The sequence below is a fragment of the Rhodoflexus caldus genome (assembly GCF_021206925.1).
GTDB classification, from domain to species: Bacteria; Bacteroidota; Bacteroidia; order Cytophagales; family Thermoflexibacteraceae; genus Rhodoflexus; species Rhodoflexus caldus.
In genome coordinates this window covers 1-14,163 of record NZ_JAJPRF010000027.1, presented here as the reverse complement: position 1 = coordinate 14,163, position 14,163 = coordinate 1, and the positions used below count along the sequence as shown (strand labels likewise).

Annotated in this window: 14 protein-coding genes; all 14 read left to right on the top strand. The window is 35.6% G+C overall.

The genetic code is table 11. From position 1 onward, the window contains the following. The first annotated feature begins 148 nt into the window (after nucleotides 1-148). The 14 genes from NDK19_RS16690 (at nucleotide 149) to NDK19_RS16625 (ending at nucleotide 13,839) form a co-directional block, all read left to right on the top strand. Nucleotides 149-1,222, top strand: a complete 1,074-nt coding sequence (locus tag NDK19_RS16690) for a tyrosine-type recombinase/integrase (RefSeq protein WP_250633052.1) — start codon at nucleotides 149-151, stop codon at nucleotides 1,220-1,222. Nucleotides 1,223-1,231: 9 nt separating this feature from the next. Beyond that, nucleotides 1,232-1,567: a single-stranded DNA-binding protein gene (locus NDK19_RS16685; RefSeq protein ID WP_250633051.1), complete on the top strand. Its 336-nt coding sequence runs from the start codon at nucleotides 1,232-1,234 to the stop codon at nucleotides 1,565-1,567. A gap of 251 nt (nucleotides 1,568-1,818) precedes the next feature. Continuing rightward, nucleotides 1,819-2,187, top strand: a complete 369-nt coding sequence (locus tag NDK19_RS16680; RefSeq protein WP_250633050.1) for a hypothetical protein — start codon at nucleotides 1,819-1,821, stop codon at nucleotides 2,185-2,187. Continuing rightward, nucleotides 2,184-3,323, top strand: coding sequence for a DUF6575 domain-containing protein (locus NDK19_RS16675; protein ID WP_250633049.1), 1,140 nt, complete (start codon nucleotides 2,184-2,186; stop codon nucleotides 3,321-3,323). The genes NDK19_RS16680 and NDK19_RS16675 overlap by 4 nt, the downstream gene beginning before the upstream one ends. 170 nt (nucleotides 3,324-3,493) lie before the next feature. Then, complete coding sequence (locus NDK19_RS16670) at nucleotides 3,494-5,281, top strand: ATP-dependent nuclease (RefSeq protein ID WP_250633048.1); 1,788 nt, start codon at nucleotides 3,494-3,496, stop codon at nucleotides 5,279-5,281. A 170-nt stretch (nucleotides 5,282-5,451) separates the two neighbouring features. Continuing rightward, entirely contained in the window at nucleotides 5,452-5,829 is a 378-nt protein-coding gene (locus tag NDK19_RS16665) for a hypothetical protein (RefSeq protein ID WP_250633047.1), read from the top strand. A gap of 2 nt (nucleotides 5,830-5,831) precedes the next feature. Continuing rightward, nucleotides 5,832-7,724: a caspase, EACC1-associated type gene (locus NDK19_RS16660; RefSeq protein ID WP_250633046.1), complete on the top strand. Its 1,893-nt coding sequence runs from the start codon at nucleotides 5,832-5,834 to the stop codon at nucleotides 7,722-7,724. Nucleotides 7,725-8,103: 379 nt separating this feature from the next. Beyond that, a complete protein-coding gene (locus NDK19_RS16655) occupies nucleotides 8,104-8,634 on the top strand; it encodes a GNAT family N-acetyltransferase (RefSeq protein WP_250633045.1) in 531 nt (176 codons plus the stop codon). A 364-nt stretch (nucleotides 8,635-8,998) separates the two neighbouring features. Next, nucleotides 8,999-9,928: a helix-turn-helix domain-containing protein gene (locus NDK19_RS16650; protein WP_250633044.1), complete on the top strand. Its 930-nt coding sequence runs from the start codon at nucleotides 8,999-9,001 to the stop codon at nucleotides 9,926-9,928. Beyond that, a complete protein-coding gene (locus tag NDK19_RS16645) occupies nucleotides 9,925-10,158 on the top strand; it encodes a toxin-antitoxin system YwqK family antitoxin (protein ID WP_250633043.1) in 234 nt (77 codons plus the stop codon). Before NDK19_RS16650 ends, NDK19_RS16645 begins: the two co-directional genes overlap by 4 nt. Before the next feature lie 400 nt (nucleotides 10,159-10,558). Further along, the gene (locus tag NDK19_RS16640; RefSeq protein ID WP_250633042.1) at nucleotides 10,559-11,098 is read left to right on the top strand and encodes a DUF6557 family protein; all 540 of its coding nucleotides are present in this window, start codon (nucleotides 10,559-10,561) and stop codon (nucleotides 11,096-11,098) included. A 165-nt stretch (nucleotides 11,099-11,263) separates the two neighbouring features. Next, a complete protein-coding gene (locus NDK19_RS16635; RefSeq protein WP_250633041.1) occupies nucleotides 11,264-11,791 on the top strand; it encodes a cytochrome P460 family protein in 528 nt (175 codons plus the stop codon). Nucleotides 11,792-12,083: 292 nt separating this feature from the next. Beyond that, nucleotides 12,084-13,421, top strand: coding sequence for an AAA family ATPase (locus NDK19_RS16630; protein WP_250633040.1), 1,338 nt, complete (start codon nucleotides 12,084-12,086; stop codon nucleotides 13,419-13,421). Then, nucleotides 13,393-13,839, top strand: coding sequence for a hypothetical protein (locus NDK19_RS16625; protein WP_250633039.1), 447 nt, complete (start codon nucleotides 13,393-13,395; stop codon nucleotides 13,837-13,839). The genes NDK19_RS16630 and NDK19_RS16625 overlap by 29 nt, the downstream gene beginning before the upstream one ends. The last annotated feature ends 324 nt before the right edge of the window (nucleotides 13,840-14,163 follow it).

The following is a 14,163-nucleotide window of genomic DNA, read 5'->3' as shown; positions in this document are numbered from 1 at the left end:
CCGACAGCCGTACACTGATAGCCGCCCCCGGCACCAGTTGCCGCCACCAAATCCATGATGGCACGGGGCGCACGGCACAGCATCCGGCGGAGATTCTGCGGGAGGCGCTGGTGGAGTGATGGTTGAAACAGCTAAATTTGATATTACTATGGAGCAGGACTTTAAGACACTTATTGACTATCGTTTCGCTGTTCATCGGGATAAGCATGTTATTTTTATCCATTTTAAACCTACACCTGAGCTGAACAAATGGGTGCGTAGTTTAACCGGTGCGCGATGGAGTCGGACACATAAGGCATGGTACGTATTAGATATTCCTGCCTATCGTCAAAAGTTTGGTATTGAACCGAAAGCAATGTATTATGAAGATTACCTATTGGGTATTCATCAGGTTAATCACTCAGCCATGGTACGATTCATAGAAACCTTACAACTCAAAGGTTACAGTCCTAATACGATTAAAACGTATCGCAATGAATTTGGGGCATTGCTGCAAATTCTCAAAAATAAAGATGTTACGCAATTAGATGCCGAACGCAGTTACTTTCTTTACTGTATCAATACTTTGAAATTGTCCGAAAACACCCTGCACAGCCGTATCAATGCCGTTAAGTTTTATTTTGAACAAGTATTGGGCAAAGAAAAAATATTTGTAGAAATTCCGCGACCTAAAAAGCCAACTATTTTGCCTAAGGCAATTAGTCCGCAAGATGTGAAAAAACTATTTGCCGTAACAACCAATTTAAAACATAATACCATGCTCAAACTTTGTTACGGTTTAGGGCTGCGCGTCAGTGAAATTGTCAATTTAAAAATAGCCGATATTGACAGCAGTAATATGCAAGTTCTGATAGAACGTTCCAAAGGCAAAAAAGACAGATATGTAAACCTGCCTGAAACAATTTTGGAACAGTTACGGGAATATTACCGGAAATACCGTCCTAAAAAATATCTTTTTGAAGGACAATACGGCGAACAATATAGCATACGCAGCGTGCAACAAGTCTTCAAAAATGCGCTGAAAAAAGCTAAGATTAACAAGCAAGTAGGTATACACGGCTTGCGGCACAGTTTTGCCACCCATTTACTTGAACGCGGTACAGATATTAAATTTATACAAGAACTTTTGGGACATAACGACATCAAAACAACGCTACGCTATACACACGTAAGCAAGAAGCACATTTCTAACATCAAAAGTCCATTAGACACCTTAGAATAGTTTTAGTTTATGAAAGGGCTCAATAAAGTAACCTTTATCGGTCATGCAGGTGATGCACCGGAGGTAAAGACACTCAGCAATCAGCTAAAAGTAGCTAAGTTGATGCTGGCAACCAACGACAGCTACAAAGACGAACAAGGACAACTACACACCCAAACCGATTGGCACACCATCATTTTTTGGCGAAATATGGCAGATATTGCCGAAAAATATATCAAAAAAGGTAGTTTGTTATACATAGAAGGCAAGCTAAAAACCCGCAGCTATGAAGACGAGCACGGAAAAAAGCGTTATATTACCGAAGTAATCGCAGAAGAGTTTCTGTTATTGGACAAAAAAGCATAAATATCGCCTATTGCGCATTTTGTATTGTCGGTTAGATATACGCAAGCACTACCCTGTTACGCATTTTGTATTGTCGCATTGCGTATTTTGCATTGCCGAAAAGGCATAATAATCTCATTTTCAACAACTTAAATTTTTAATTTTATAAATTTGCTTGTTTCCTTGCTAATGCGTATCATTGCAATGATAGTGTACGCGAGTTGCGTATATTATCTAGTTGTGTGCCATTATAAAAGACGACAAAGCGAAAAATGAATTGGAGTGAAACCTTACCAGAACAATGCCCACCGGACAATGCTTTTGGCCCGAACGGACTTGTGTTTTACAGACTTTGCGAAACTTCACCACCGACTGATGAAGATTTCAAATCACAACGAGCACTTTGTCCGACTTGTGAGTATAAAAACGTTTCGGAGTGTATAGCCCGTTCTTTATCTGTATGGGACAACATTGATAAATGTTTAAACCTTCTAAAACTTCCACGACACAAAGGCAAATCGGCAATGAAGTTAGAACTCACCAATAATGATGGTTTGGTATTGCAGACTTTTAAACCTAACCATTACTCTTGGTGGAGAACTCAATCATTTGATATAGCTTCGGCAACAACTTTGCAATGACAACAACATTAACCATATCACAAATTTTAGTCTACTATGACTTCCCCGAAATTTTCGTGGCATATGATAATGTTGGGACTAATTACTTATGCCTTTTAATATCAACAGACAATCAAGAGACTAAGTATATTTCAACAGCTATCTCAACAAAAAGACTTAGCAACTTTATTAATGGTAAGGTTGATTTAAGAGAAATATTTGAAAAGCCAGAAATCAATAATTGGTTATTCTTTAATCAAGTTAAAGAAATTATTGAAGCTAAAATATGGGAAGGGGAAAGCCTTCCTGACGAATACTTACCTGATGAAGGTTTCATTTATCAAAAGCAACTGCAAGGGGAAGAGTTAATATTAAATGAAGCCATTGAGAAAAATAATGCTGTTGTTCATTTAGCTGTATCTGACAGTGAAGACAATTATAGTATTGATGCCGACAATCTTGGCGACATTGTTAAACTTTACCAAATCATCATTGAGAATAGTTACAAGAAAGCGTTATCACAGAGAAATATAAAAGAGAAAAAATCCTTTTATGTTCCTAACAATTACAAGTTACGTGCATTTGCTTCTTCTTACAGCTCTTTCAATCTTCATCTATATTCTACATCATACAAAGACCTGTGGGGCAACGCAATTATAGAGTTAGGACTTGAAAAATTTGATGAAATAACAAAAGATTTTGAAAACCAAGACGACTTTATTGCTTCGCTAAGAACAGTAAAAGGACACACTCTTAGTAGTTTAAAAAAACTTGTCAAAAAGCTAATTGACAACGATATAAAATTAAAACATAAATGGTTTGCACCTAACCAAGAAAAGGTTCACTTGACAATTATTGATAAGGTAAAAGCCGAAAAAATATATGAAGTCCTTAACTTATCAGAAGAACTGACAGAAGAAACGAAAACCTTTTTAGGGTTCTTTGTGCAGGTTGACGTTGAAAAAGGAACTTGGAGAATTTTTAACCTTGACGACGAGAAGGAATATAGTGGTGAAGCACAGGGGCAGACATTACAAGGAGTGACAGTTGAGACTGTTAACTACAAACTGACCTGCCAAGAAATAATAGAAGAATTGAAAGTGACAGAGAAAGAGAAAACAAAATACATTTTACAGACAATAGAAAAGGCAGAATGAGAATAACGGCACACAACACGGGTTTTGCGTCAGGCGGGGTGACGTGTAAACTTGGAGCTTTGTGCTTCTATTCAAGTTCAGTGCTGGCTGACAGTTTTGTTCTCCGAAACCCGCCCGAACGCAAAGCCCGAAAACGTTGTGGGCTATTTTAGAAACGAAAAACAAACTAAATGTCAGAAATAAGAATAAACTCTATCAAGATTAAAAACTACCGTTCTTTTGGCAAAGAACAAGAATTTACCTTTCCAAACAAAGACTACAAAAAGCCGATTGCGATAGTAGGTTATAACAATTCAGGAAAAACCAATCTGATAAATTGTATTTTGTTTGGTATTGGTAATAAGTTTGTTCAAGCAAACACATTTGAACTAAACGACCCACATAATTTAGACTATAACAATCATCTGAATATTAAAATCAATTTAGAAGGAAGTGAATTTGAACACCATTATACCGATAAAAATGGAAACAAGCAAAAAATGAATAAGTCCATAACAGGAAATTATGAAATATTTACAGAAATAGACGATAACGAACTAAAATCGGGAATGCAACCGTCAATGTTCGGAATGAACAAACATTACAATATTTTCTACATCAATTTTCACAACATAAAAGAAGAAATAAGCACACGAAAAACAAGTTGGGGTAATTTAACTTCATTCTTAGCCAAACACATCAAGAAAATTGTTGATACAGATAGCAATATGGCTGAGAAACAAGAAACTTATGAAAACGAAGTTAAAACAGCAACTGATAAAGTTCTTGAAAACTCTCAACTAAGTGCCTTTATTGATAAGATTAAGGCTAATTATTCTACTAATTTGAGAAATAATAGTTGTGAAGTGGTTTTCGGCTTACCCGATTATGAAGATATTTTTCTACAAATGATTTTTAAAGTTGGTTTGAATGGTGAAAGTGAAAATTTAATTCCAATTGACCACTTTGGAGATGGCTATATCTCAATGTTTGTAATGGCAGTCATTCAGGCTATTGCAGAGAGTAATACAGATGATAAGTGTTTGTTTTTGTTTGAAGAACCCGAGAGTTTTTTACACGAAAATCACCAAGAATATTTCTACAAAACGGTTTTATGTAACTTAGCAGAAAGGGGGCATCAAGTAATCTACACAACACATTCGGATAGAATGGTTGATATTTTTGACACCAAAGGCATTATTCGGATAGAGTTTGACGAACAGAGCAAGCAGACCGTCATTAAGTATAATAATGTTGGTGAATTTTCACCTACTATGCCAACAAATATTAACGGGCAAGAAATTATATCTTTTGCCAATTTCAATAGTTACATTAAATCGGTTGAACCAAACTTAAATAAGATTTTATTCAGCCGAAAAGTTGTATTAGTAGAAGGACCGAATGATGTTTTAGCCTATAAAATTGCTATTGAAAAAGAAGTTGAGAAAGCAAAAAGAGATAAGAAGTACGCTGAAACATATCTTAGTTTCTTGAATATTGCTTTTGTAGTACATCACGGAAAAGCAACAGCGTATTTATTGATTGAGTTATGCAAACATTTTGGATTAGACTATTTTGTAATCAACGATTGGGATTTTGATACCGATTTTATAAAAGAACTTGATGCTTTTCTAGATGAAAATGCTTTAAAACAAGGTAACTTGTATCTAAAAGACGGCACAAACGATAGAAGTTCTAATTTAAAAGCAATGATTACGACAAATTGGAAACTACTAAAAAGTGCTGGAATTGATAAAATACATTTCAATATTCCAAAACTTGAAAGAGTTTTAGGCTATCAGTCAGACGACAAAGACAGTTTGGGCATACTTAGTGCGGTTCAGACATTTACAGAATATCCTGAAACTTTTTTACCTGCAAAGTTGAGAGAGTTTTTAGAGTTGGACAAATTGACTGCCCAAACAACCAGCGTAAGTAAAACAGAAAACAGCGAACTTGAAGATGAACTACCATTCTGAAAAAGAAAAAACAGCCCACAACATTATGTTTGCGAAAAGGCGGGCTAATGTGCTAAATTTAGGCTTTTGTGCTTTCTATAAACTTTGTGCGTAGGGCAAGGGATTGCTATTTAATCCCGCCCTTCGCAAACATTTTTCCGTTGTCATCAATTTTAAACAAAACAACGGAAATGGAAAATCTCAATTTTGAATTAACCCTCATTGGTGAGGATGCCGAAAAACAAGTTATCAACTTTAAAAACTTTCTTGAAAAGCAGTCAATAGAAGACCTTGACGAGTTACTTGTTAAAAGAACTGAACACCAAGAAGGACAAATGGGAGCAGGTGGGATTTTAGGCTCTGTAAGTGGCGTTATTCGTGCTGCAAGTCAGCCACTAACGGAATTAGTAAAGTGTTTACAAAAATACATAGCAAGTTTCAACACCGAAATTGAAATTAAGGTTTCAGAGGGTGAAAAGACAAAGTATGTAAAATTATCAGGCAAAGACCCCAAGAAGGTCGAGGACTTAGTTAAATTAATTCTTGCTGATAACTCTAACCTTTCATAGAAATGGATTATTCTAAGTTTAAGGTATTGCTTATAGGAGCAAGCGAATTTGTCGCAGATAAAAGTATTAGCCCTATTCCAAATGTGGAAGTAAATATCAATAAATTGAAGGAATACTTGTTAGATAAAAGTATAGCAGGCATTCCTCGTGAAAATGTCTTAGTTTTACTAAACGAAAGTAAAACCAAAATAGAAACAACTTTGGTTGATTTGGCAAAAGAGGCTAAAACATTAAATCATACTCTTTTAGTTTATTATTCAGGACACGGAATACTTAGCGACAAAAATTTTAACCTTTATCTTACGACTTCTGAAACAACTAAACAACATCTTGAATATACAGGTATCAACATAGATACTTTCAAGGAAATTATAAAAGGTAGCAAAGCAGGACAAAAACTTGTCATTTTAGACTGTTGCCACAGTGGTAAAATTATAGGGAATATGGGAAGTTTGGAAAGCCAATTAAGGTCAGAACTTCACAAATTTGAAGGCACTTATATTGTTACCTCAGCAGATGAATTTACCCCTGCAACTTTTGACCCTACTAATCCTAATATCCCAACAAACTTTACAGGCTACCTAATTGAAATCCTAAAAAATGGTTTGGACAATAGCAGACCTTACTTGTCAGTAGGCGAAATCTTTGAAAATTTGAAATATGAATTTGAACAGAGAGGCAACCTACCTATTCCACAAATGGCAGGTATAGAAGAAGGACATAAAATTTTACTTACTAAAAACCCATTTTATTTCAAGAATGAAAAAGGCGAAAACATACTTATTACGGTAGGCATATCGGAACAGGAAAAAGACTTTTTTGTAGATGAAACCCTAATCTATTTTTCTGAATATGATGAACAGTATAACTATGAAAGTGATAAAAATGCTTTATTAGAAGCAACAAACTTTGATATTTCATTGAAAGCAACTTACTGTGGTGAATTAGCAGGGTTTTATCTATTAGGCAATTATTCTTCTCTTTTTAAAAATGATATGGTTGGAAAAGATAAAATCCATATAGAGTACAAGATAGATATTGGTGAGTATAGACACAAAAAGGCATTAGAAGGAATTGCTCTTTTAGTTTTTAAAAAATTTCTTGGCTTAGGAATAGGCAAAAAGTTAATCAATGCTTCCGTGGAATATGCCCAAAACGAAGGCTATGATTACATATTTGGCGGACAACTTCAAACACTTAACAATCTAACCCATTGGCTCAAAGCAGGGCGTATTTTAGTTGCAAAAAGTTCTTATACAAACATTACAGTTTTTGATTTGAATACAGATGTGCAACGCAAAATCAGATTTGCAAAAGATAATAAGGACAAGTTTTTAAATCTCTCAAATGCAAAATTAACTCATTTGCCTATCAACTTGTTTGAGTTAGAACATTTGGAACATCTTATTTTAAGTTTTAACGAACTAACTGAAATACCGCATTCTATTACAAAACTAAGGAACTTAAAAAGATTAGTTTTGACAGGTAACAAGTTGGAGAGTATTCCTAAATATTTGCAAGAATTGCCAAATCTTGTTTATTTATCTTTGGCAAAAAATAATATTCGGAAATTTACTTATGAGTTCAAATGTCCAAAACTTCAAGAATTGACTTTAAGTGAAAACCAATTAACGGAGTTGCCTGATTTTTTAGAATTTCCTGCATTAGAAGTTCTTGAATTACGACATAACTATCTTTCAAATTTACCTTCGGCTATTTTGAATTTTCAAAATCTAACTTATTTAGGCTTACAAGACAACAAATTAACAACAATACCCAAAAACTTGGCAAGCCTGAAAAATTTGCGTAAATTGCAATTAGAAGGAAATCCAATAGATAGCAGAGTATTTGGCAAATCCCTAAATGAAGTGCTTGGCATACTGCACGAGGAATAAAAAACTGATGACAACATTATGTTTGCGAAAAGGCGGGCTAATGTGCTAAATTTAGGCTTTTGTGCTTTCTGTAAACTGTGTGCGTAGGGCAAGGGAAGCGCTATTTAAACCCGCCCTTCGCAAACATTTTTCCGTTACCGGCAACCGTGCGAAACTGACAGTGCAACCATTGACGATAGTTTTATTAGACGCTGAATGACTGTCCCCCATCGGGACTTTTTAGTATGCGACAGTTAAACTCTCAACTTTTGTTCTTTTATTTCAGTTCAGTCACGGGGGACAGTAATTCAGGTATGACAGGACTTGGTTAACGACTAAACAGACAATTTCGGACGACTGACAGTAACGCTTTGGCAGACAAAAATATTTAGTGACAAGTATGAGCAACATTGAGATAAGAAAAGTAACAACTAACGACCTTGAAGAATTACAAAAAATCGGCAGACTGTCATTTTACGAAACATTCGCTTCGGGAAACACCGAAGAAAATATGAACAAATATCTTGACGAAGCTTTTTCGTTTACTAAACTGATAACAGAACTTAGCGACAATAACTCTGAGTTTTATTTCGCAACAATTGACAACAAAGTAATCGGTTATTTAAAACTGAATTTCGGACAATCACAGACAGAGTTGCAAGACAACAAAGCCGTTGAAATTGAAAGAATTTATGTGCTGAAAGAATATCACGGAAAAGGCGTTGGACAACTACTTTATGACCAAGCAATTAAAATCGCAAGACAGAAAAACGCTGACTATGTTTGGCTTGGTGTATGGGAAAAAAATCCGAGAGCAATAAACTTTTACAAGAAAAACGGTTTTGTAGAGTTTGATAAACATATTTTCAAGTTAGGCAATGACGAACAGACTGACATAATGATGAAACTTAAACTTAATGAAAACAAATGAAAAGAACGGCAGCCGGTAACAGCGGTTTGCCGCAAGCGGGGGTTCAGTGCTTCGGTTGACAGTTTTTTCGTATAATTGAAGTGCGGTTTTCCAAATGAACGGTGGTGCTAAAAAACCCCGCCTGCGGCAAGCCGCCAACCGTTAGCGGGCATTGTAAAAAAGACCTACACAACTAAAACACAGACTAACAAGCAAGAGAAAAAAGATTGAAAACAGAACTATTTAGACAGTCTGACTTAAAAACAACCAATAGTTGCCAGAAAACAACTGAATGTAGCGACTTTACAACTGTAAGTAGCAGACTTTTTAATGGTATCGCTCACAGACAAAATAACTTTGCAGCATCATTTAAAAACATAAAAATATGATGCTCAACTCAAAAATTATTGGCAACAAGATTGCCGAAGCAAGAAAGAAAAGTAATCTTTCACAAGCAGAACTTGCTAACAAAATTTCAATCAGCCCGCAAGCAGTCGGAAAATGGGAACGTGGCGAGTCATTACCTGACATTACAGTTCTCAACCGCCTTGCTGAAATCTTTGGTGTGGACTTGAATTATTTTTCAGACACTTTTCAAAGTTTGACTATTGAAAAAGACACTGAACTTGTTACAAACAGACAGAACACCGAACAATCAAAGGAAGAATCTAAAAAGCGATTTGATTGGAATTGGGATATGTCCCAAGGAAATTGGATTGATGCTGATTTTTCGGGCTTAAAGGATTTGAAAGACAAGTTTAGTTCATCTAACATTAAGAATTGTAAGTTCATAAAATCAGACTTATCAGGTTTGAATTTTAAGAGCAATGAAATTTCCTTTAGTGACTTTTCAGAATCGGATATGAGAAATTGTAAAATTCAATCTTCGGAATTGGCAAAAAATTCATTTTTGAACTGTTCACTAATTGACAGTCAATTTACTTTGACCGAAATAAAAGATTGTGATTTCAGTAAAGCTAATTTTTCAGGTAGCGAAATACTAAATAGTAATTTTGACAGAAACACAATTGATGATGCTATATTTAAGCATACTTCATTCAGAAATGTTGGTATTTCAGAGATTGTATTTAAGGGAAAAATTGAAGATTGTACATTTGAAAATTGTTCGTTCAAAAAAGTGAAATTTCAAAATGCTACAATTTTAAACTCATTTTTCAAGCACAATCGCAAATTCAATAAAGTCGAGTTTATAGACTGCAAAGTTGATAAATTGACCTTCGCTTTTTTAAAAAGCAACGGAGCGAACTTAGACAGTGTCACTGTAATTCAAGAACAAAAATCTGACACCTTATGAAAGAGAAAAAGCAAGACGTTGTTGACGGTTTAACCATAAAATATCACGCTAACGGCAAGACAATATGGTCAAAAGGAAAAATATTTGACGGGAAACCCGAAGGTTATTGGGAATGGTACAGAATAGACGGAACAATAAAGCGTTCAGGACATTTTGAAAATGGAGAACCTGTTGGCGAATGGACAACTTATGACGACAAAGGAAAACCATATAAAGTGACGAAAAGATAACAACGACCCGCTAACACGGGTTTTGCGTCAGGCGGGGTGACGTGCAAACTTGGAGCTTTGTGCTTCTATTCAAGTTCAGTGCAGGTTGACAGTTTTGTGCTCCGAAACCCGCCCGAACGCAAAGCGGCAAAACGTTAGCTGCAACCTTACGACACGACACTCAGACGGCTTGACGGAGTAACAATTAGACGTTGAATGACTGTCCCCTTCGGACTTCTAACTCAACGACAACATAAAATTTAAGTTTAGTGCTTCTACTCTACTTCTGTTTCGGGGGACAGTAATTCACCGTCTTACGGACTTAGTTAAACGGTTTGACAATCATATCGCAAGACACCAACTAACATTTCGCAGAACAGAAAAAAAATTTTTTAAATTTGAAATATAACAGCAAGGGAAAATGAAACTATATGACTTGATAAAATCATACAATTGGCTTAGCGTTGAGCTGACCTTGCTAAAACTGTATCCCGACCAAGACAGAATGCTTGACGAATACAGAAACATTTATGAAAAACTTAAAGTAACCGAGCCGGCTGACTATGACGAGTTAGAAATTATTTTGAAAGAATATGACTGCGACCCAAACTTTGAAAGCGATAAAGAAACATACGTTGACGTATCAGGACAGAAAAAAATACCAGACCCAAACGACATTACAAACGGTTACGCAATAGAGTTTTTAGAGTGGGACAAATGGCTTGGTATGGACATAGCAACAGAGACGACTAAAAACTTTTCAGATTTAGAAATAATAGCACATTGCCTTTACGAAATGACTTTTATTGACTATGACGAAGATGCCATTCAAGGACAACTAAAAACGCTCAATGACAGAATAGAAGATTATAAAAAACTAACAGACGAAGAAAAAAAGCAACAAACAATATCGCTTGACAAACTAAAAAAACGACTTGATGAAAAGAAAGGCAGCAGCTAACAGCCGTTTGCCGCAAGTGGCGGTGACGTGCAAAATTGAAAGTTTGTGCTTCTATTCAGCTTCGGTGCAGGTTGACAGTTTAGTGCTTCTAAATCGCCACCTGCGGCAAGCGGCAAACCGTTAGCGGGCATTGTATAAAACACATGCAAAGTAAATAACTTAGATATGAAGACAAACAAATTGAATTTTTTATCTGGATTGACCTTCTTTCTATTTGCAACTGTAATTACAATAAATTCTTGTAACAGAGAAGAACTTAATCCAGGTCCAGTTCCTGAAGACACTCAATTGATGCAAGCAATTGCGGACACATCAGACTATCAGTACACAGTATTTCACCCGACAATTGTTCAATCCGTTTCAAACTCACCAAGAGAATTTGAAAGAGTCCGTATAAATACTATTGGCAATGGAGTTTTGGACAATAATGGAAGGCTTCCAAAAGGAACAATATTTCCCAATGGGACAATTATAGTAAAAGAAGCATTTGATGGACTGAATGGAAATTTAATTCAATATGCTATTATGAAGAAGGAAACATCTAACAAGTATGCAAGAAATGGATGGTTATGGTATGAAGTGAATGTGGACGGAACAAAACCCTATTCTATTGGAATGAAAGGACAGAAATGTATCAATTGCCACACCAAACCTGCTAATACAGATGCAACAAGGACTTTTGACCTAAGATAGTGAGTAAAAGTATGCTGGGAAAAGAAGAACAACGACCCGCTAACACGGGTTTTGCGTCAGGCGGGCTGACGTGCAAACTTGAAGTTTTGTGCTTCTATTCAAGTTCAGTGCAGGTTGACAGTTTTGTGCTCCGAAACCCGCCCGAACGCAAAGCCCGAAAACGTTGGGCGTCATTCTAAAACACCCGTCAAAAGGAGAAAACAGCCAATCAAAAACGAAAATATGAAAAAAGTTTGCAAATTTCAAATTATGACGTATATTTGCAGACTAGTTCAAACGGACAATAAAAGACATGTTAATAGAATTCAGCATAGAGAACTTCCTTTCATTTAAAGACTTAACAACACTTTCAATGGTGGCAGCCAAGTCTTTTAAGGAACACCCAGAGACACACATAATTGAGACAGGAACCAATCTTAATCTCTTAAAATCGGCAGTGGTTTACGGCAACAATGCAAGCGGTAAAAGTAATCTTCTTGAAGCTATGGGCTTCATGAAGCAAACTGTTCTAAACTCTTTCAGAGATGCTTTAATGGAGAATAGCGAAAGAAAATTCCCATTAGAAAAATTCGCCCTTAATACCAAGACAGAGAAAGACACCAGCTTTTTTGAAATATCTTTCATTCAAAAAGACACTAAGTATAGATACGGATTTGAAATAGACTACGACAAAATTGTAGCCGAATGGCTTTTTCATACAACTAGTAAAGAAGTCTATCTATTCAAAAGAGACCAACAAAAGATTGAAGTAAACAAATCTGCTTTTAAAGAAGGACTGGGAAAAGAAGAAGATGTAAAAGAGAATGTTTTATTTCTTTCCCTTTTAGCCACTTTAGGTAAAGAGACTTCTACAAATATCGTGGACTGGTTCAAAAAATTCAATTTCGTGAATGGAATTCATGACCGTGGACACAAACGATACACTATTGACAAATTAAAATCAGATAAACAGTTTTTTAATTGGGTTTTACATTTCGTAAAATACTTAGAGATAGCCAATCTTTCAACAACGGAAGAAGATGTTAACGAAATAGACCTTGAAACTTTAAGAGATAAAGAGAAAGATGAAGAAATAATAAATCTTCTTACAAGTATTCAGAAAATACAGTCAAAGCAACCCAAAAGAGACCAACTCATCACTTTTCATAGAAAATACGATGAGAACAATATTTTAGTTGATACTGTTCCATTCAACTTTGATAAGCAGGAATCCGAAGGAACTAAAAAACTTCTATACTTACTCGGTCCTTGGTATGATACACTTCAAAACGGAAAAGTATTAATCATAGACGAGCTTGACTCTAGATTACATAGTCATTTAACCTTGCGTCTTGTTGACTTTTTTCACAAGTTTAACAAGAGTAAAGCCCAGTTAATTTGTGCTGTTCATGACATTTCCTTGCTCAACAAAGAGACATTTAGAAGAGACCAAATTTGGTTTGTAGAAAAAAATCAGTTCGGAGCTTCCGAGTTATTTTCTTTAGCCGACTTTAAAACCGACAAAGTCAGAAACAAATCCGCATTTGACAAAAATTACTTTGAAGGCAAATACGGAGCAATACCATACTTTGACATTGATGAAAAATTAAACGATTTACTCTATGGGAAAAGGGAAGCAGAACAAGTTTAATGAAAGGAATGCTGCTTCCTACAAAAGAGAAGTTAAAAGCATTGATTTACGTTCAGGTCAGAGAGAAAGATTTATCGTCATAAGTTTCAAAGACTTTGATAGTAATCAAGGTCAATCGTTTGAGCTTTGGGAAGGAGAAAATTTACTTGCATTAGCCATTAGAAAAATTCAGGGTGTTTGTGGACTGACCAGAATTGAAGCAACCCGACAACAAATTATCAAAGAATATCCAAAAGGAACATTTCCTGATAAATCAGATTTTTATCACCCAAAACATATTCCAGAAGACATCGCGTGGTGTTCTATGCACATTCAGGGAAAAGAGTGTGTAATAGGATATTTTGAAGACAATGTATTTTATGTGGTGTTTCTTGACAAAGACCATAGGTTTTGGATAACTGAAAAGAAAAACACTTGACAGAAAGAGAAGAACGAACGCCCAACACGGGTTTTGCGTCAGGCGGGGTGACGTGCAAACTTGGAGCTTTGTGCTTCTATTCAAGTTCAGTGCTGGTTGACAGTTTTGTGCTCCGAAACCCGCCCGAACGCAAAGCCCGAAAACGTTGCCTGTAATTTTAAATGACACTTCCCACTAACATTAGACTTTTTGGAAGTTAAAATACTGAAAATCAATTGATTGAAAATTTCAACTTGTAATTATGTAAGCCTGCGGTTAATTGGAGATTTTCTAATATCTGCTCTTTTTGCTTCACTCTGCTTCTAATCTGATTCACCAAAAAAT